The sequence below is a fragment of the Catonella massiliensis genome, assembly GCF_016651435.1.
Lineage (GTDB): Bacteria > Bacillota > Clostridia > Lachnospirales > Lachnospiraceae > Catonella > Catonella massiliensis.
This window is the reverse complement of record NZ_JAEPRJ010000001.1, coordinates 1135502-1154194: the sequence shown is the minus strand read 5'-3', so window position 1 is coordinate 1154194 and position 18693 is coordinate 1135502. Positions and strand designations below refer to the sequence as shown.

The window sequence follows — 18693 nt, the reverse complement described above, 5'->3', positions numbered from 1 at the left end:
AGTACCCTCCTCTAACAGCGCTCTAATATATTTTTAATTTGAGCTAAAGTTTCTTCCTCAGTACCTGAATTATCAATAACCTCATCCGCAACTTTCCTGTATTCTTCATCAGAGTTTTGGTTATCTATTATCATTGAAGTCTTAACTCTATCCAGTCCACGGTTGTAATAAAGCCTTTTAAGCCTAACATCCTTATCAGCATAGACATACCAAACTTTGTCACACTTACTATTATACCCTACTTTTATCAAAAGTGCAGTCTCTAAAGCAATATATTTATAATTTTTTTTAATAAAATCTTCTATTCTTTTATCTACCTCAGCTTCAACCGCAGGGTGTATGATATTATTAAGTTTAGTAAGCAATGCTTCATTTCCAAAAACCTTGTCACCAAGTATTTTTCTGTCAACCGACTTATCTTCTGAGAGAACTTCTTTTCCAAATACATCCACTATTTCATAATACGCCTTAGTTCCTATTTCCATTACCTCATGTCCTACTGTATCGGTGTCGATGACGGCAGCACCAAACTTAGCCTGCAACAACTTAGTAACCAAAGATTTGCCTGAACCTATACCACCTGTAATTCCAATAACCAATTATATCCCCCTCCAATCGATTAATGAGCATCATACCAGTCGTAGCCAAACTTTACTTCAACAGATAGCTTTACCTTAAGGTCAGCAGCCTTCATCATCTCTTCCTTAAGAATGGCCGCTACTGCAAGTCTATCCTCTTCCTTGGCCTCAATAAGGAGTTCATCATGAATCTGTAAAAGAAGTTTTGAGTCCGGATATTCTCTCTTAAGCCTCTTATTCACATTATTCATAGCTATTTTAATAATGTCGGCAGCAGTTCCCTGTACTGGCGAATTCATAGCTATCCTCTCCCCGAACTGTCTGTTCATAAAGTTGTTGCTGCTAAGCTCAGGTATAGGACGAATTCTTCCAAAGTAAGTCTTTACATATCCGTCTTCTATACCTTTTTGTACCAGCGAATCAAGATATGTCTTCACCTTTGGATATGCCTTAAAATAATCATTTATATACTTCTCGGCATCTTTTCTTGATATACCCAGATTCTCTCCCAGTCCAAATGAGCTAATTCCGTATATTATGCCAAAATTAACTGCTTTAGCATTTCTTCTTTGCATATCAGTAACCTCATCAAGAGGAACCTTAAACACATGAGAAGCGGTTATCCTATGTATATCCTCTTCACTTTGATAAGCCTTTATGAGCTCCTCATCACCTGAGAGGTGTGCCATTATCCTAAGCTCTATCTGTGAATAATCAGCATCCACAAAGACGAAGCCTTCCTTAGGAATGAAAGCCTTTCTTATCTTTTTGCCAAGCTCCATCCTTATTGGAATATTCTGAAGATTTGGCTCTGTACTTGAAAGCCTTCCGGTGGCTGTTACCAGCTGGTTTAACTTACAGTGAATCCTTCCGTCCTCCCTAATATAGGCTTCAAGCCCATCAGTATAGGTAGACTTAAGCTTTGCAACCTGTCTGTAACTTAGCACCTTCTCAACTATCGGATCTTCAAGCCTTATCCTCTCAAGAACATCGGCAGAGGTGGAATAACCTGTCTTTGTTTTCTTTCCGTATGGAAGTCTAAGTTTTTCAAAAAGTATCACCCCTAGCTGCTTTGGAGAATTTATATTAAATTCCTCCCCTGCCTTCTTGTAGATTTCCTCTTCGTAGTTTTTAATCAAAACCCCAAGTTCTTTTGAATACTTATGGAGCTCTTCTCTATTTATCCCTATTCCTCTCTCTTCCATTTCATAAAGAGTAGATACTAAAGGCATTTCAATGTTTTTGTACAAATCTCCCATTCCTAACGACTCTATCTGTGCAAACAGCTTGGGAGCGGATAAAAACGCAGCCCTTGCCACAAGCTTAGTATCTTCACCTGAAAGAATATCAGGATAATCGAGAAGCACAGCCTCTACATTATGTTCTGTGGCCAGAGGATTTAACAGGTAATGAGCTACAGAGAGGTCATAAAGGTTAGGATAATAATCATTCATTAAAAATGTAAGCTTTTCCTTCAGTGAAAATGTCACAAAACAGGTATCTTTACATCTGTTAAATAACTTGTCCAGATTTTCCTTTAGAAAATCGAGGTTAATAAACATTTCTTTCTTAATAAAAACTTCCTTAGTATCACTTGTCAAAGTAAGACCTTCATCACTTATATCAAAGCCCACATATTTTCCACTGCTTTTAATGCCCTCAAAGCATTTAAGAGCCTCATCCATATCATTGGTTTCAGAAGTTTCAAACTTAATCTTAGGCTCTGCTTCTTTTTTTATTACTTTCATAGACTCTGCTTTTTGACGCAGTTTCTCTATTAGCTGTATACCGTTATCAGATATTAGCTTCTCTGATATCGCTTCCTTTAAGCTGTAAGGAAGATTATCTACATCTATATTTTTGTACTCATAAGTCTTGTCATCATTTTTTAAATCACTAATATCAACAGAGTTAAACTCAAGCGCTTTGATTATCTTTGAACCATTCTCGAAGTCTATATTAGTGCTTAAATCAGATAATTCAACACCTGTAATATCGATATCCGTCTTGATGGTAGCAAGCTCTTCGGACAGCCTTGCAGACTTTTCCCCTACAAGCTCGGTATCAGAGGTCTTAAGAAGATATGAAAGCGGCGACCTGTTGATGCCAAGTTCTTCCTTCCAGAGTTTCTTTATCTCATCCAGTTCTTTCTTATCTTTACCATCAATGACCTTGTAAAGCCCATCTACAGTATGATATTTACCTATTAGAAGTCTGGCAGTAGCCTCGCCTACTCCCGGAACTCCCTTTATATTGTCAGACGGATCTCCCATAATTCCTTTTAAGGAGTTGACATTTTCAGGCTCTATGCCAAATTCCTTTTTGATTAGCTCCCTGTCATATACAAAGCATCTATCTGGTGCATTTACCGTGGATTTATCTATGCCATATTTTTTATATAATTCATCAGTCTTTTCAGCGGAACTATGCATCAGCCAAAGTTTAGTCTTATCATCCACCAGCTGTAAATAATCATTATCTTTGGTCATTATAAATACAGGTATATCCGACTTAAACTTCTCTGCCAAGGTACCACAAAAGTCATCAGCCTCATAAGTTCCAGACATAAACTGTGCTATACCAAGAGCTTTAACCACTTCCTGACAGATTGCAAACTGGTCTGAAAGAGGAGCCATGGTCTCTCCCCTATTCGCCTTGTATTCAGGATATATCTCTCTTCTAAATGTATTTCTGCTCAAATCCCAAGCAATAGCGATATGACTGGGTTTTAGCTCCCTGATTATCTTAAGTAAATATTTAACAAAGCCAAAAACTCCGTTTGTATAGAAACCATCGCTGGTTTGCAAAATCTTATCATAGAACTTCTCTTTTTCTTCTACAGTCTTAGCAAATAATATCTGTCTTGGAAGACTTCCAAAAAACTGGGTAGACAAAAGACTTGAGCCGTCAATTAACAAAAGGTAATCATTATTCATGCAGGTTTCTCCTACTTTCTATCTCTTTAGCTAATTCATCTATATTGGTATACGGATCAGATAGGATGTGGCTGTCGTTAAATCTGAATCTCATACTTAGGTCATTGTCTATGAAGGTTCTGCTCTCGTTGTTCTCACGGACATTGTTCTCAACCTCCATATTTACTGACAGGCCCGTGAAAAGAACTGCCGCTCCGACAACTCCCGGAAAGGCAATCCTTCTTCTAAACCTGTGTTTTTTGTATTTTCTTATCTCTCTTCTTGTCTTTTCAATAAAATCATTGTACTCACCATGGTAATTATCAGAGGTCTCAAGCTTTCCATCAAGCTCCTTTATACAATTGATTATAGTATAGTAAATTTCAAGCTCTTCATTGCATTCTTTGCACGTCAAAAGATGCTCAAGCATTTCTTCTTCCTTAAGCATATTTAACTGTCCATATATAAAGGGCTGTATATTCTTTTGAAATTCACTACATTCCATAAAATCACACCTTTTCCGGCTCAGGATAATCCACACCCTTAGTATCTACTGTAACCTTAGCAATTTTCTGTTCTTCCTTCGGTCTGTCCTCAAAGTCAGTTTTTGTCTCAGCTATTTCATTGACAACATCCATTCCTGCTATAACCTTACCAAATGCCGCATAAGCGCCGTCAAGATGTGGAGAAGTCTTATGCATAATAAAGAACTGTGAACCTGCTGAATCAGGATGCATAGCTCTCGCCATAGACAGTACTCCAGGCTCGTGCTTTAGGTCATTCTTAAAACCATTCTGTGCAAATTCTCCCTTGATTCCATACCCCGGACCGCCTGTGCCTATACCATCAGGACAGCCACCCTGTATCATAAATCCCTTTATTACTCTATGGAAAATAAGTCCATCATAGAAGCCTTTTTTAACAAGAGAAATAAAGTTATTAACTGTATTTGGAGCAATCTCTGGATATAGCTCTGCTACAATCTTCTTACCATTTTCCATCTCAAATGTTACTACTGGATTTGACATAAACATACCTCTTTCTGTATTTAATATAATTTGGTGTAACCATCCTTAAAGCCACCTCTAAAAGGCTAACACATTTTAGGCTTATTATCAATCAGGATTTCATGAATTGGCCTTCCACTTCTCCTTCTTGTTATCTCCATAAGTCCAAGCTTGGTAATATCAGCCACATCACTTTTGGTACTGTCTTCCTTAAGAAAATTTTCCATCTCGTGTATCAGCTCTTTTTCCTTTGATTTCGGTATTTCAATAAAGTCCACCAAAATAATACCCGATAAATTTCTAAGCCTTATCTGGTCAGCAATCTCCCTTGCAGCCTCAAGATTAATCTTCATAAAGGTGTCGGCATTGGTGGTCTTACCCGCTACCGCTTTTCCCGAGTTCACATCGACAACAGTCAGTGCTTCGGTATACTCTATAATAATATATGCTCCTGACTTCAGCCATACCTTTTTTGACAGGGCTTTTTCAAGAGTGGTATTAACAGAGTAAAGAGCTGAGAGGCTCATCATCTCGTCTTTATAGAAGAAGAGTTTTTTAAGGTCAGCTTCAGAAAACCCTCTAAGGTACCCTTCATACTCCCTATATGTCTCTTCATCATCTGTCATTATTTTTTCTATAATAGAGCAATTGTCTCTTATAAGACTTAAATGCTCAGGTATTTCCTTAAATATCCTCTCATACTTGACCCCATGTCTGCCCCTATTGATGATAGATATGAATTTAACATACAGGTCATAGAGTGCATCTTCAAGCTCTTTTTCCGAAAGAGAGGCTGCTGACTTTCTAATAATCGCACCTGCTCCGGTTTCTCTTACAAATTTCTCTGAAACAGGAAGAAATCTATCTCTTATCTCTCTATAATTCTCCTCTTCCCTGTATTTTGTCGAAAGATGAACTCTGTCTAAGCCGGGTTTAAGCACTGCATACTTACCCATGAAGGTGAAATCGGTTGTGAGCGAGTATGACTTAGTCTTGGTAGGAAGCTTTGCTATCTGAACCAAAATCAAATCATCTACAACCACTCTTCCTCCCGGCTTCCCATTTGCATATATTATCTTCATTTCATCAGACAGTGGTAAATATGCCTGAATCCCTGGAAATATCTCTACAAAGCAGGCATTTATATTCTTGACTATGTTTTCTACCCTGCCCACTATAATATCCCCTATATTGAAGGATACCTCTCCATCAACATCCTCGGATATCTTAAATTCTTTTATATCAAAATCATCTGCAAGAGCAGAAACCAGTCTACCCTTAATCTTCGTTGAAATAATTCTTATCATAAATTCCTCCACAGATAATTATACCAAATTTGCAAAAAGATTTCATCTTTTTTACTGGATATATATAATTTTATTTGGTAAAATATGAGTAGCTTAATCTACATTCAAATTCGTATTGATTGTGAATTTGAAATATTCTCATATTAAATATTTTTAAGGAGTGTATTAAATGAGTGAAGAAGAAAACAAAGTAACTGATAAAGAAGAAAGAGAAGTCGTATTAAAGGATGTGGTTTATCCATATGAGAATGAATCTTATGAAGCTGAGTCTTCATACAAAGAGCCTTCTTATAGCGAAACTATGGAAAAGGCAAAAAGCGTTGATATCGCTAAGAATACGTATGTATACACAAATGCAGAGGATTCGTTAAATGAAAACATGTCTACAGCTTGGACCTTCCTATGCGTTGGTGTTGTAGGTATAATATTCACTGTGCTTAATCTTACAGGTGTCTTACACATAATGCAGGGAGGACTGCAAAAAGGTTTAACTCTCCTTATTTTCATAGCCTTTATGGTGTATGGAATATGGGTTATAAGAAGTAAGAAGGATATGATTGCAAAGGTTGAAAAAGAAAAATCTGACAGGAAAAAATACACCGAATGGATGAAGGAAAAATTTACAGATGAGGTTCTCTCTAATCTTGGGACTATGGAAGCATCTGCTGAAGAGCTTGAACTTCTCCAGATAAACTATATGAGCGATGAACTTGTAAAGCATTTTCCTGAAATCAATCCTAACTTTGCCGACAGACTGGCTGAAGACTTTTTTGAGGAGAAGGCCAAATAGCCTTCTCCTCAAGCCTGTTTCGGGGTAAATTCAATTTTTAATTCCATATTCATTCCTTTAGCCAATCTTTTTAACATATTTAACGTCGGATTCCTTGTCCCATTCTCAAGCTTACTTATGTCTGCCTGATTTATTCCTGTCCTCTCTGATAATTGTTTTTGAGTGAGATTTTGAGATGTTCTGGCATCTACAATAGCTCTGATAACATCAAGTTCGGGTTGTAAATTTTCAAATTCACTTTTAAAATCTGGATCCTTCATTTGTTCTTCTAAAAAAGTATCAAATTTTTTCATTTATCTTCATCCTTTCCAAATAATCTTTACGGTATGCTTTAGCCTTATTAATCTCTGATTTTGGTGTCTTATTAGTTTTCTTTATAAATCCATTTGTCATTATAATTTTACCATTATAATAAAAGAAATATAATACTCTGGAAATATCACTACCAACCTTTCCGCGCAACTCAAAAATTCCATCTTCTAAGTGCTTGCTATATGGTTCTCTTAACATATTTCCCTTTTCCTGTAGAATACTAATAATACCCACCATTTTTGCCCGCATTTTACAATCCAATTTAAGCAAAAACTCTTCAACAGGTATTTCGGAATTCTCCTTTTCATAAAACTCAACTATAAAATTATTCATATATAAAATTAAATATTGTAATGCAATTATATGGCATATATACCATAAATGTCAATATTATTTTCTCCTCTCAATTATATACTGCTTAATAGCATCTTAGGTTGTCAAATACTTTTAACACCTACACCATCATATAATATATATAGGTAAATAATGAATCTTTCATTCAAAATTATACACATGATCTAACTTTAAAGAATAAAGCGGTTAATAATAATTAATCGCTTTATTCTTTTACTTATATGAAAAATTGTAACTTTATTTATTACCTCAAACTTCCCTACATATTAAACAAATCCTCAACTTCTTCTTTGGTAAGCTTATTGATAAATACTTCTCCCGCTTTAATTACAGAATCAGCAAGGTTCTTCTTTTTCTCCTGAAGCTTATATATCTTCTCTTCGATAGTCCCCTTGGTTATAAGCTTAACCACATTTACGCTGTTCTTCTGACCTATCCTATATACTCTATCGGTTGCCTGATCTTCCACGGCAGGGTTCCACCAAGGGTCATAGTGAATAACCATGTCAGCACCTACAAGGTTTAATCCGGTACCGCCTGCTTTTAGAGAAATGAGGTATACATCACGGTTTCCGTTGTTAAAGGACTTGACATTTTCACTTCTCTGTGTAATAGGAGTAGAGCCATCCAGATAATAATAACTGATTTTCAGCTTCTTAAACTCTTCCTCAATAATATTTAACATAGATGTAAACTGTGAAAATACGAGAATCCTGTGTCCTCCCTCAATAGCGTTTTGCACTAATTGAAGCAAGAGATTTAGCTTGCCTGAGCCACCCTCATAGTTCTCCACGAAGGTTGAAGGATGACAGCAAATCTGTCTAAGCCTTGTAAGAGAGGCAAGTATCATCATCCTGCTCTTTTCAAAACCATTTTTATTGATTTCACTGTTAATCTTCTTCTTCATATCCTCAAGATACGACATATAAACTTCCTTCTGTTCATCTGTCATATCCGAAACCATCTTTCTCTCGGTCTTCTCAGGAAGTTCAGAAAGTACATCCTTCTTCATTCGCCTTAAAATAAATGGTTTTATGTGGAAATTAAGCTGTTTAAGTGCTTCTTCACTTTCAAATCTAACCACCGGCTTTTCGTAGAGATTCACAAACTTTGAATGTGAATACAAATATCCCGGCATAAGGAAATCAAATATCGACCAAAGTTCAGAAAGATTGTTCTCGATAGGAGTACCTGTAAGAGCAAACCTATGAGCAGCATTTAACATCTTTACAGCCTTTGCATTTCTACTGTTAGGATTCTTAATAAACTGTGCCTCATCCAAAAATGCAGTATCAAAGCTTACATCCTTTAGAAACTCTATATCCCTCCTAAGGATTGGATAAGATATAAGTACAACCTGATATCCTTCACAGCTTGCAATGAGGTCTTTTCTATCATTAGGATTACCCAAAATCATAACCACGCTCATTTCAGGACAGAAATTCTCTATCTCATCCTGCCAGTTATAAAGAAGTGATGAAGGGCAAACCACGATGAAAGTGGCATTCTTATTCTTTTTCCAAGTATTTGCCATATAGGTAATAGCCTGCAAAGTCTTACCAAGTCCCATATCATCTGCAAGTATTCCACCAAGGTAATACTTCGCAAGGGAGCTAAGCCACTCAAATCCAACCTCCTGATAAGGCCTGAGGTCTGCTCTAATGATAGAAGGCACCTTTAGCTCCACGTTCTCAGGATGCTTGATTTCTTCGATAAGGGCGGTAAATGATTTGTCAGCTTCGATGTCGTAGAGGCCCTCATCAGCAGCCTGACTTAGATAAAATGCATAGTCAATAGAGGTATATATCTTGCCGTTTGTGATACTACCCTTGTTAGTTCCTATTTTATCAATTAATTCACTAAGCTTTGTTAATTCTCCACCTTCAGTAAGGTCTATAAAACTACCGTTTCTAAGCCTGTAAAACTTCTTTTTTAGTTTCAGGCTGTTGAAAAGATCCGTAAGCTCATCACTTGAAACACCTTCAAAGTCAAAGTCAACTTCAAGCATGTTGTTCTCACTTTGAACTCTAACTGAAGTCTTAACAATCTTAGGCGGATTTACCTTAAGCTTCTTAAACTGCTCAGAGTAGAACAATTCATATTTATCAGCCAGATAAGAGAGGTTATTTTTAAGGAAATCATATATTGACTCTTCATCACTTAAATAAAAATACTGTTCCTCCCTCGTAAAGCCAAATGACTCAATATCTTCAAAGCACTCAGCCTCACGGCTTGGCTGCCTTACTATAAGAGCCTTTACGTCAGGCATCTTAAGGAAAGGATTGAACTTGTACTCTCCATAGGCAGTAATTACTTCAAGTTTGATTCTGCCCTTAACTATATCCATGTATATTTCAAACTTGACATTTTCCGTAATGTAGTTATCTTTGAGTGCATTAGGGATTGTAAGGGAAAAGGTCTCGTGAATCCTTGGAAGAACCACGTTCAAGAAGCGCTCCTTTTCTTCTCCCTCGAATACAAGTGTATCCTCTTCACCATCAGTAGGTCTATGGTAAAACGGCAGGAAATGCCTGGTAAATATCCTGTCAGGATGATAGATGGCATTGTCATAGTAAAACAGGTTGCCTCTTTCATCAAGCGGAATTATGCGCTCTTCATCCCAGGACAAAATGACTGAATCATCTTCATCAGAAAGATTCAGATAAAAGTTAAGGTCAGGCTTTCCCATAATGAACCTTACATTTTCAAAGCTTTCTTCAGCAAAGGTAAAATTAAACGGAAGCTTTATTATCTTAAGCAGTCTTAGAAGCATATGTCTGTCAAAGAAAATCTCTGACTTCGAGAATATACCGGTAGCATTTCCTTTTCCGACTATCTCTTGAATGTCAAGAATTTCACAAAGGAAGTCTAACACGCTCTCAGATTCATGGTCAAAACGATTCTCACCTGGAAAATAAGAAAAATCTTTACCTAGCGAAATAGGCTGGCTGCATATATAGTCAGACAAAAATTTTCTTATATTTTGAACCTTATAAAGTCTTGTACTACCTGCTGATATGCTTACAGCAGCCTTAACTGAATTGTCCGCCCTAAGCATGGCATCAAGTCTAATACCAAGCCTTACATGGAAAATATCACCAAGTCCTGCCATATAGTCCATGTTGTCAAAGTAATCCAAGATTCTTGTTATACGTCTCTTTTCTCCAGACTCAATCTTTTGCTGCTTTCTCCTGTCTGAATAATCATTGATAAAAAGCATTACTGCCACAGCGTGTTTGCAAGCACCGGGATGCTTTCTGCTTCCCGGACAGTTACACTTATACTCTATATTCTCGGGGTTGGTTAAGTCTATGTCTACCGTATAATTACTCTTCCCTTGAACTATAGCCCTGTAGTGCTCTCTGCTTTTAGACTTTGATATACTCTTTATAGCCTTTGAAGAATAGTACCTCACACCTCTGTTATATGTAACTTCATCTGCTGCAAGGTTTTTAACAAGTGCTCTATTTATTTCCGACATACTCTCCCTCTAAAATTATTATTACCTTATGGATTCAAAGAATCCAAGTTAACTTTTATCCTCGGGGTTACTTTCTACTCCAGGTTGCCCGTGAGAACAACAGGAGCATAGGGAAAATCTCAAGTCTTCCAGCTAACATATCAAAGGTTAAAACTAATTTTGAGAGATTGGAAAATTCTGAAAAATTCCCTGTTGGTCCAACTTTTCCAAGTCCCGGACCTATATTATTAAAAGTAGCTGCAACTGCAGTAAAACTTGTTTCAAAATCGAAATTATCAAGTGCTACGATTAGCAGTGAAACTGCCATTATCATCAAGTACGACACAAGATAGACATTGGCATTTCTTATTACAGAGTGTTCAACTATCTTTCCGTCCATTTTAAGTACCTTGATACTCTTTTGATGAATCATTCCTTCAATTTCTTTCTTAACTGTCTTAACATAAATCAGTATTCTCGAAACCTTCATACCACCACCGGTACTTCCTGCGCAGGCTCCGATAAACATAATCATCACAAGTACAAACTTTGAAAACATCGGCCATAGGTTAAAGTCAACCGTTCCATAGCCTGTTGTCGTGATGACAGAGGCCACAGAGAAGAAAGCGTGGTGTATACTATAATACAGATTGTCTAAGCGCCCCCAGTTAAGGACAATTGCTGTAACTGCACCAAATACAATGATAAGGTACCATTTCACCTCTTCAATGTTAAAGATTTCTTTTACTTTCTTACGAACAAGAAGAAAGTAAACATTAAAATTAATACCAAAAAGGAGCATAAACACAGCAATTATAGTCTGCTGCGGCATAGTGTAGCCAAGGCAGCTGTCATTATGGATGCCAAAGCCGCCAGTTCCTGCAGTACCGAAGGTTATACAGATAGAATCAAATAGGTTCATCCCTGATAAAAGAAGGATGACAAACTGTACCACAGTCATTCCAAGGTAAATCTTGTAAAGATATGATGCAGTTTTCTTTACGTTTGGAACAAGCTTGCCTACTGAAGGTCCCGGGCTCTCCGCCCTCATAAGATGCATGTCAACGCCACCAAAAAGAGGAAGGACTGCAAGTATAAATACAAGGACACCCATTCCTCCTATCCAGTGTGAAAAACTTCTCCAAAGAAGTACACAATGAGGCACAGGAGTCAGGTCAGTGATTACGCTTGAGCCTGTAGTAGTAAAGCCTGAAACTATTTCAAACAAGGCGTCTATGTAGTTAGGCAATACGCCTGTTATAACAAATGGAATCGCTCCCACAAGACTTATGACTATCCACGTCATCGAGCAGATAACAAAGCCTTCTCTTGCATAAAACCTTTTGTTTGAAGGTTTTTTAAGGACAATAAGTCCGCCTGCTGCAAAGGAAATCAGAGAGCAAATAAGAAAAGCAAAGCCCTCTTTCTCTCCGTATACAAAAGCCGTAACAGCAGGCAAGAGCAAAAATGCCCCTTCAAAATTAAGTACCCAGCCCATAATATAGGCTATAATCCAATAATTCATACCATTACTCCGCTATAATATCGTCTATACTTCCAAGACCGGTGTTAGTAGTAATTACAATCACGCTGTCACCCTTTTGAATAATATCTTTACCTGAAGGTGTGATAACCTGATTGTTCCTGTATATGGCTGCAACTATAACATTGGGCTTTAGGTTTAACTTCTCAAGTGTTTTCTTGGTTATCTTCGAGTCTGACTTGATAAGGAATTCCATTGCTTCTGCTTCATTGTCAAAGAGCTTATACAAGGTCTCCACATTGCTTCCTTTGGAGTTTTGCATCGAACGTACATACTTTAATATGTAGTGTGATGTTATATTCTTAGGTGCAACTACTGAGCCAATTGGAAGTTCCCTTATGACCTCCTCAAACTCAATCTTATTAATTTTGGTTATTGATTTAGCCTTAGATATGTGGTGGGTGTACATCGAAAGCAGGATGTTCTCCTCATCGATATTGGTAAGCGTAACAACAGCATCTGCATTCTCTATACCTTCCTCAAGAAGTATCCTTTTATCTGTAGCGTCCCCGTGTATAACTATAGCTTCAGGAATGAGCTCCGAAAGCTCAGCGCAACGTGCTTCATTTGTTTCGATTATCTTTACATCTATCTTAGCCTTAACCAGTTCAAGACAGAGGTAATAAGCAACAGTACCACCGCCACATATTATGACATTTTTAATCGGTTTGGCTGCAACACCGACCTTGTTAAAGAAATCATAGGAATCCTTAAACTTTAATATGCAGGAGAAGGTATCTCCTTCCCTTAGTACAAAGGTACCTGTAGGTATCTCTACCCTTCCGTTTCTGCGAACCATGCAGACAAGAACATTCCCAGGTGTGTTCTTTGAGAAGTCTATGAGACTCATCCCATCAAGCACAGAGTTTTTGCCTATGGTTAGTGAAATAAGGTTTACTCTACCCTTGTAGAATGTATCAACCTCCATAGCTGAAGGGAAATGAATAAGCCTGGCTATTTCAAAGGCTGCTATCCTTTCAGGATTAATCGCCATTGAAAGTCCAAGTTCTTCCTTAATGTAGTTAATTTCCTCGTAGTACTGAGGATTCCTCACTCTGGCAATGGTCTGGCAGTTACCTGCTTTCTTAGCCATAAGACAGGCAAGTAGATTAATCTCATCCTTGTCAGTTACAGCTATAAGTAGGTCTGCATCCTGAACTCCCGCATCAAGAAGCATCTTATAACTTGTACCGTCACCACTGATAGCCTGTATATCAAGTATATTTATTGCATTTTGTAAGACTTTATTATCCTTGTCAATCAGGCAGATATCATTTTTCTCATTGCTAAGCTCTCTTGCAAGTGCATATCCTACTTTCCCACAGCCAACTATTATAATATTCATAATCCCAATTATCTCCTAAGTTATAACTCTCCCATCAGATAAAATCTGCAGTTCTCAGTGATTTTAACATCTAACAGCTTGCCAATGTAATCATCCTTATTGTCAGTAGGCACGCTAAAATGCACTAAGGTATTGTCAGACATACGTCCGGTTATGACAAGTGGCGACTCACTGTTGACCTCCTCAGCAAGAACCTCGACCATCTGTCCAACCCGACTTCCAAGCTTGTCATCAGAATACTCTGCCACAGTGTCCTGAAGCCTCTTAAACCTTCTTTTAACGGCTTCTACATCCACCTGGTCCTCCATAGCGGCGGCAGGAGTCCCTGTACGCTTTGAATACTCAAACATATAAGCGCTCTGGTAGCGAACCTGTCTAACCACGTCAAGAGTATCCTCAAAATCCTCTTCAGTCTCTCCCGGGAATCCCACGATTATATCAGTAGTAAGAGCAATCTCCGGGATTCTTTTCTTTATCCTGCCTGCAAGTTCAAGATAAGATTCTTTGGTATAACGCCTGTTCATCCTCTTTAGCACATTGTTGCTTCCTGCCTGAAAAGGAAGGTGAATGTGCCTGCATATCTTCTTTGAAGCTGCAATTACTTCAATAAGCTCCTCTGAAAAATCCTTTGGATGAGGTGTCATAAAGCGGATACGCTTAATCTTATCAACCTTTTCTATCATTCTTAAAAGTCCTGCAAAGGTAATGTCTTCACCCGATTCACTTACAAGTCCTTTCCCATAAGAATTGACATTCTGACCGAGGAGCATAATCTCGATTACACCTGCATCTGCAAGACACTGCACCTCCTTAACTATGTCCTCAGGGCGCCTGCTTCTCTCCCTCCCCCTTACATAAGGAACTATGCAGTAGGTACAGAAATTATCGCAGCCATAGGTGATATTTACACTCGCCTTAAATGAATACTTGCGTTCATCAGGAAGGTCCTCAACTATTTTATCGGTATCTTTCCATATATCCACAAGCATTGTATGCTTAATTTTATATTTTCCGTTCTTTTTTACAGGATTGTGTGCGGCATAGCTCTTGGATGCAAACATCGCAAAAACGAGTTCCGCCAGCTTGTATATGTTATGAGTGCCATAAATAAGGTCAATAAAGGAATAGCTTTCTCTTAACTTATTCACTACTGTATTTTCCTGCATCATACATCCACAAAGGGCTATCATCATGTTAGGGTTTAGCTCCTTCATTTTCTTAAGATAACCCAGGTTTCCATATACCTTCTGGTCTGCATTCTCCCTGATTGTACAGGTATTTAGGATAACAAAATCAGAGCTCTTATCCTCATTATTTACAAAGCCTATCTTCTCAAGTATTCCAGCTATTTTTTCTGAATCTCTAAAATTCATCTGGCATCCAAAGGTATTGCAGGAAAATGTAAGGCGTTTACCTGCATTTTCACAAATAAGCTTGTATACCTCAGCAGCCTTTTCCATGTAGTAAAACTGCCTCTCGGGCTCATTTACAGGTTCTAAGGCTCTTACTTTGTCAAAGTCATATTCAACCTTAAATATATTATTTACTGTATTCTCCATTTTTATCCAATCTAATCTTTATTTCCGTCATAATTCGGATTACTCTATTACCGTCCTAATCAATCCATCTGTTTTCAGTTATAACTAAATCAACCTTGCCATCATACTCCTTGGCAGGAACAGCCTCAAATATCTGGTATTCATAGGCTAAGGCCGTAACGTGAAATCTCTTTCTATCAAACTGCGCCAAATACCTGTCATAGTACCCGCCTCCATAGCCTATTCTATTCTTCTCCAGGTCAAAGCAAAGCCCCGGGATAAGGATTTCAATCCTCTTAGTGCCCAAGGCAGGAGAAACTCTCTCTCCACATCCGGGTTCCATTATACCATAAACTCCCCTATCATATAAAGTATCCCCGTCAACCAGTAAGAATTCCATCATCGCACCATCTGAGACAGGAGAAATCACCTTGGGAAGAGCAACCCTTTTACCACTCTTTAAGGCAGTTTGTATGATTCTCTCAGTCGGAATTTCATCTTTCATTGAAGAGTAAGCAAAGATAATATCAGCCTTCTTAAAATATTCACTGTCTAAATACCTGTTTACTATTATCTCTGCATTTATTCCATCTTCATTGGCGGTTAAGCCGTTACCTCTCCTATCCTTTACAACTTTTCTAAAACTATTTTTATCCTGCAAATTACTACCTCTAAATTCTCTTCTCTATTATCTTAAGAGCAGCCTTAACGCCGTCTACAGCAGCACTTGTTATGCCTCCTGCATAGCCTGCTCCCTCACCTATAGGATATATACCTGTAATATTGGCTTCATAGCTCTCACTATCCCTTAGTATCCTAAGAGGAGACGAGGTCCTTGATTCTACACCAAGCAGTACTACATCATCCCTGTCAAAGCCCTTTATTTTAGTACCGAAGCTTCCCATGCCAAGGATGATTGACTCACTTATATACTTAGGCAGTATCTCTCTTAGATTTGCAAATTCAGTTCTGCCCTTAGATACAGTGGTTATCCCTCCAAAGCCTGTGCTGTTTTTATTCTCCTTAAAGTCTCCAAAGAGCTGGATAGGGATAGCACCTTTTGCAAGCTCATAAGTCTTTTTCTCAAGTTCCCTCTGATATCTCACTCCTGCAAGTGCATCATCTGCACCAAAATCGGCAGGATTAACTGCTACCACTATTGCACTGTTGGCATTCTTGGAGCCTCTATCGTTATAGCTCATACCATTTACAAGGGTTCCTCCCTTTTCGGAAGAAGAATTGACTACATATCCGCCGGGACACATACAAAACGAATACACCCCCCTGTCTTCAACTCCTTTTGCTGTCACCTTATAATCTGCAGGCGGAAGTCTGTCATACATCTTTCCGTACTGGTATCTGCTTATCATTTCCTGTGGGTGCTCTACCCTTAGTCCTACTGCAAAAGGCTTAGGAGTCATAATTATCCCCTTTGATGAGAGCAATTCAAAGGTATCCCTTGAAGAATGTCCTATGGCTAGAATCAGTTCCTTACAAGGAAGGATTTCCTCATCATTTAGCACAATGTGGCTGATATCTCCCTTCTTTGTCTCAAAGTCAGTAAACTTAGTTTCAAACCTATACTTACCGCCTAAGGATAATATCTCCTTACGCATATTTATCAGTATATCTTTAAGTACATCAGTCCCTATATGGGGCTTATTGAGGTATAGGATTTCAGGATCTGCACCGAACCTTACAAAGGTCTCAAGCACAAAAGGAATTCTTCTATACGGATCCTTTACCATGGTATTTAGCTTTCCATCAGAAAAGGTGCCGGCGCCTCCTTCACCAAACTGTACATTGGTTGTCTCAGACAGTTCCCCGGTCTCCCAGAACTTATCTACAGTTGCAGTCCTCCTCTCTACATCCTGTCCCTGTTCAACGATAATCGGCTTTAAGCCCGAAAGGGCAAGCACATAGGCACAAAAGAGTCCTGCAGGGCCGCTCCCCACAATCACAGGCCTTATTTTGTCATCAGTCTTTGTAATTCTTTTTATCTCAAGCTTTTCTTCCTTGTAGAGAGTTACATCAGGGACGGGTCTTCTTGCAGATATAATCCTGCTATAAGCCTTGTCAGTAAGTGAAACAACTACAGATAGGCTATAATGTATGTCATCCTTTTTTCTTGCATCAATTGACTTTTTCTTGGTTTCATAAGCCAAAATCTCATTATCATTTATCTTAAGCTTTCTAATACAGGCCTTCCTCACATCCTCGGCTGTATAGCCTACAGGAAGCTTTACCTGCGAAACCTGAAGTAATTTACCTTCTATCATCTTCCTCCATTTCCAACCTCTAAGGCACTTGCAAAGGCCCAAGTCAGATTGTATCCTCCACAAAGTCCATCCACATCAAGTACCTCTCCTACAAAGAAAAGCCCTGGAACAAATTTTGATTCCAGATTATCTGTAACCTCGTCCATCGAGACACCGCCTGAGGTTGTCTGTGCAGCTTCAAAACCGCTAACTGATATTATAGCAAATTTTGACTTTTTAAGCCACCTTGTAACCGAAATAATTTTATCATCCGGGATATCTTCTACCTTGGTTTTACTTCCTAAAAATGAATCTGTTAAATACTTTGATATCTTCTCATAGGTAAAGCCTGTTAAAAATTTGTCAGAAATCTTATCAGCTAACACTATTCTACGTTTATTAAGTATTTCAAGAAGTTCGCTCTCTGAGGTTTCATAACAAAAATCCAAGAAAAAATCCACCTTTTTACCCTCGTCTATAGCCCTTGCCACCTTGCCTGAAAGCTGCATAACAGGTATGCCACTAAGACCCTGCTCGGTAAACTGGATTTCCCCTATTTCACTGCCGATTGATTCTTCTTTACCATCTTCATATGCTATAGCTTTAACCTCAGCCACAGTCCTAAGGCCTGCAAAAAGTGAAATATCTGTTTTTACTGATGTAAGCGCAGGAAGAGGTTTAATCATAGTATGTCCGAGACTCTTGATAACCGCAAATAAACTCCCATCACTTCCCGTACTTGGTGCAGCAAGTCCTCCACAAGCGATGACAACTTTCTTTGCAAAATATGAATAATAGCCTCCTGCACTTTCTGTAACTATCTCAAAGCCCTCAGATATAGGCTTTATGTCTGTGACACTTATATTCGTTTTAATCTTTACCTTGAGCCTAAGTAATTCATCATTAAGTATGTTTACAAATTCTTTTGCACTTTCTCCGGCAGGATAGACATAGCCTGCGTAGGCCCTGTCAAAGCTCCTTCCTTTTTTTACCATCCATTCAATACCAAAAGAAGAAAAAAGGTCTGTTATTCCTTTTTTCCCCCATGTATTGATAATATTATAAGATTTTTCAATATTTCCGCTATTGTAGCAGAATGGTTCCTGATAAATATTGGTAAAGTTGCATCTCCCATTACCTGTGATGGCAAGCTTCTTACCGAGAGTCTTATTGTGCTCAAGTATGCTTACGCTCTGCCCTCTCTTTGCAGCAATTATTCCTGTAAGCATACCTGAAGCACCGCCTCCAATAATAATTAAATCACGAATATCGTTAGCCATAATTCC

The 18693-nt window shown here is 38.2% G+C and carries 15 protein-coding genes; 1 reads left to right on the top strand and 14 read right to left on the bottom strand.

Features of this window, described 5'->3' with window-relative positions:
• Window positions 1-11: 11 nt before the first annotated feature.
• The 5 genes from coaE to JJN12_RS05145 all read right to left on the bottom strand — a co-directional run bounded on the left by coaE (window position 12) and on the right by JJN12_RS05145 (window position 5807).
• A complete protein-coding gene (gene coaE / locus JJN12_RS05165; RefSeq protein ID WP_208428682.1) occupies window positions 12-599 on the bottom strand; it encodes a dephospho-CoA kinase in 588 nt (195 codons plus the stop codon).
• Window positions 600-619: 20 nt separating this feature from the next.
• Complete coding sequence (gene polA / locus JJN12_RS05160) at window positions 620-3514, bottom strand: DNA polymerase I (protein WP_208428681.1); 2895 nt, start codon at window positions 3512-3514, stop codon at window positions 620-622.
• Window positions 3507-3998 carry a zf-HC2 domain-containing protein gene (locus JJN12_RS05155; protein WP_208428680.1) on the bottom strand — a complete coding sequence of 164 codons (492 nt, stop codon included), beginning with the start codon at window positions 3996-3998 and terminating at the stop codon, window positions 3507-3509. The genes polA and JJN12_RS05155 overlap by 8 nt, the downstream gene beginning before the upstream one ends.
• A gap of 4 nt (window positions 3999-4002) precedes the next feature.
• Window positions 4003-4521, bottom strand: a complete 519-nt coding sequence (locus JJN12_RS05150) for a peptidylprolyl isomerase (protein ID WP_208428679.1) — start codon at window positions 4519-4521, stop codon at window positions 4003-4005.
• 65 nt (window positions 4522-4586) lie between these two features.
• A complete protein-coding gene (locus tag JJN12_RS05145; protein WP_208428678.1) occupies window positions 4587-5807 on the bottom strand; it encodes a ribonuclease E/G in 1221 nt (406 codons plus the stop codon).
• Between the two features lie 169 nt (window positions 5808-5976).
• Here JJN12_RS05145 and JJN12_RS05140 point away from each other — a divergent pair, with 169 nt between their 5' ends.
• A complete protein-coding gene (locus JJN12_RS05140) occupies window positions 5977-6597 on the top strand; it encodes a hypothetical protein (RefSeq protein WP_208428677.1) in 621 nt (206 codons plus the stop codon).
• A gap of 8 nt (window positions 6598-6605) precedes the next feature.
• On the opposite strand, the gene JJN12_RS05135 is transcribed toward JJN12_RS05140, so the two are convergent.
• The 9 genes from JJN12_RS05135 to JJN12_RS05095 all read right to left on the bottom strand — a co-directional run bounded on the left by JJN12_RS05135 (window position 6606) and on the right by JJN12_RS05095 (window position 18687).
• Entirely contained in the window at window positions 6606-6890 is a 285-nt protein-coding gene (locus tag JJN12_RS05135; protein ID WP_208428676.1) for a helix-turn-helix domain-containing protein, read from the bottom strand.
• Window positions 6877-7242 carry a type II toxin-antitoxin system RelE/ParE family toxin gene (locus tag JJN12_RS05130; RefSeq protein WP_208428675.1) on the bottom strand — a complete coding sequence of 122 codons (366 nt, stop codon included), beginning with the start codon at window positions 7240-7242 and terminating at the stop codon, window positions 6877-6879. The genes JJN12_RS05135 and JJN12_RS05130 overlap by 14 nt, the downstream gene beginning before the upstream one ends.
• Window positions 7243-7522: 280 nt before the next feature.
• Window positions 7523-10744: a DEAD/DEAH box helicase gene (locus JJN12_RS05125; RefSeq protein WP_208428674.1), complete on the bottom strand. Its 3222-nt coding sequence runs from the start codon at window positions 10742-10744 to the stop codon at window positions 7523-7525.
• A gap of 67 nt (window positions 10745-10811) precedes the next feature.
• Window positions 10812-12248: a TrkH family potassium uptake protein gene (locus JJN12_RS05120; protein ID WP_208428673.1), complete on the bottom strand. Its 1437-nt coding sequence runs from the start codon at window positions 12246-12248 to the stop codon at window positions 10812-10814.
• Window positions 12249-12252: 4 nt separating this feature from the next.
• On the bottom strand, window positions 12253-13611 hold the full coding sequence (gene trkA, locus JJN12_RS05115; protein ID WP_208428672.1) for a Trk system potassium transporter TrkA: 1359 nt from the start codon (window positions 13609-13611) through the stop codon (window positions 12253-12255).
• 20 nt (window positions 13612-13631) lie between these two features.
• Window positions 13632-15170: a tRNA (N6-isopentenyl adenosine(37)-C2)-methylthiotransferase MiaB gene (gene miaB, locus JJN12_RS05110; protein ID WP_208428671.1), complete on the bottom strand. Its 1539-nt coding sequence runs from the start codon at window positions 15168-15170 to the stop codon at window positions 13632-13634.
• Window positions 15171-15225: 55 nt separating this feature from the next.
• The gene (locus tag JJN12_RS05105) at window positions 15226-15810 is read right to left on the bottom strand and encodes a 5-formyltetrahydrofolate cyclo-ligase (protein ID WP_208428670.1); all 585 of its coding nucleotides are present in this window, start codon (window positions 15808-15810) and stop codon (window positions 15226-15228) included.
• A 10-nt stretch (window positions 15811-15820) separates the two neighbouring features.
• On the bottom strand, window positions 15821-17428 hold the full coding sequence (locus JJN12_RS05100; protein ID WP_208428669.1) for an NAD(P)/FAD-dependent oxidoreductase: 1608 nt from the start codon (window positions 17426-17428) through the stop codon (window positions 15821-15823).
• On the bottom strand, window positions 17425-18687 hold the full coding sequence (locus JJN12_RS05095) for an aminoacetone oxidase family FAD-binding enzyme (protein ID WP_208428668.1): 1263 nt from the start codon (window positions 18685-18687) through the stop codon (window positions 17425-17427). The genes JJN12_RS05100 and JJN12_RS05095 overlap by 4 nt, the downstream gene beginning before the upstream one ends.
• Between the last annotated feature and the right edge of the window lie 6 nt (window positions 18688-18693).

What these genes read in the sequence shown, in the direction of transcription:
- JJN12_RS05120 (WP_208428673.1), bottom strand. Translation starts at nt 12,248, where the DNA reads ATGAATTATTGGATTATAGCCTATATTATGGGCTGGGTACTTAATTTT.
- JJN12_RS05140 (WP_208428677.1), top strand. Translation starts at nt 5,977, where the DNA reads ATGAGTGAAGAAGAAAACAAAGTAACTGATAAAGAAGAAAGAGAAGTC.
- trkA (WP_208428672.1), bottom strand. Translation starts at nt 13,611, where the DNA reads ATGAATATTATAATAGTTGGCTGTGGGAAAGTAGGATATGCACTTGCA.
- JJN12_RS05125 (WP_208428674.1), bottom strand. Translation starts at nt 10,744, where the DNA reads ATGTCGGAAATAAATAGAGCACTTGTTAAAAACCTTGCAGCAGATGAA.
- JJN12_RS05100 (WP_208428669.1), bottom strand. Translation starts at nt 17,428, where the DNA reads ATGATAGAAGGTAAATTACTTCAGGTTTCGCAGGTAAAGCTTCCTGTA.
- miaB (WP_208428671.1), bottom strand. Translation starts at nt 15,170, where the DNA reads ATGGAGAATACAGTAAATAATATATTTAAGGTTGAATATGACTTTGAC.
- polA (WP_208428681.1), bottom strand. Translation starts at nt 3,514, where the DNA reads ATGAATAATGATTACCTTTTGTTAATTGACGGCTCAAGTCTTTTGTCT.
- JJN12_RS05155 (WP_208428680.1), bottom strand. Translation starts at nt 3,998, where the DNA reads ATGGAATGTAGTGAATTTCAAAAGAATATACAGCCCTTTATATATGGA.
- JJN12_RS05135 (WP_208428676.1), bottom strand. Translation starts at nt 6,890, where the DNA reads ATGAAAAAATTTGATACTTTTTTAGAAGAACAAATGAAGGATCCAGAT.
- JJN12_RS05095 (WP_208428668.1), bottom strand. Translation starts at nt 18,687, where the DNA reads ATGGCTAACGATATTCGTGATTTAATTATTATTGGAGGCGGTGCTTCA.
- JJN12_RS05150 (WP_208428679.1), bottom strand. Translation starts at nt 4,521, where the DNA reads ATGTCAAATCCAGTAGTAACATTTGAGATGGAAAATGGTAAGAAGATT.
- JJN12_RS05130 (WP_208428675.1), bottom strand. Translation starts at nt 7,242, where the DNA reads ATGAATAATTTTATAGTTGAGTTTTATGAAAAGGAGAATTCCGAAATA.
- JJN12_RS05145 (WP_208428678.1), bottom strand. Translation starts at nt 5,807, where the DNA reads ATGATAAGAATTATTTCAACGAAGATTAAGGGTAGACTGGTTTCTGCT.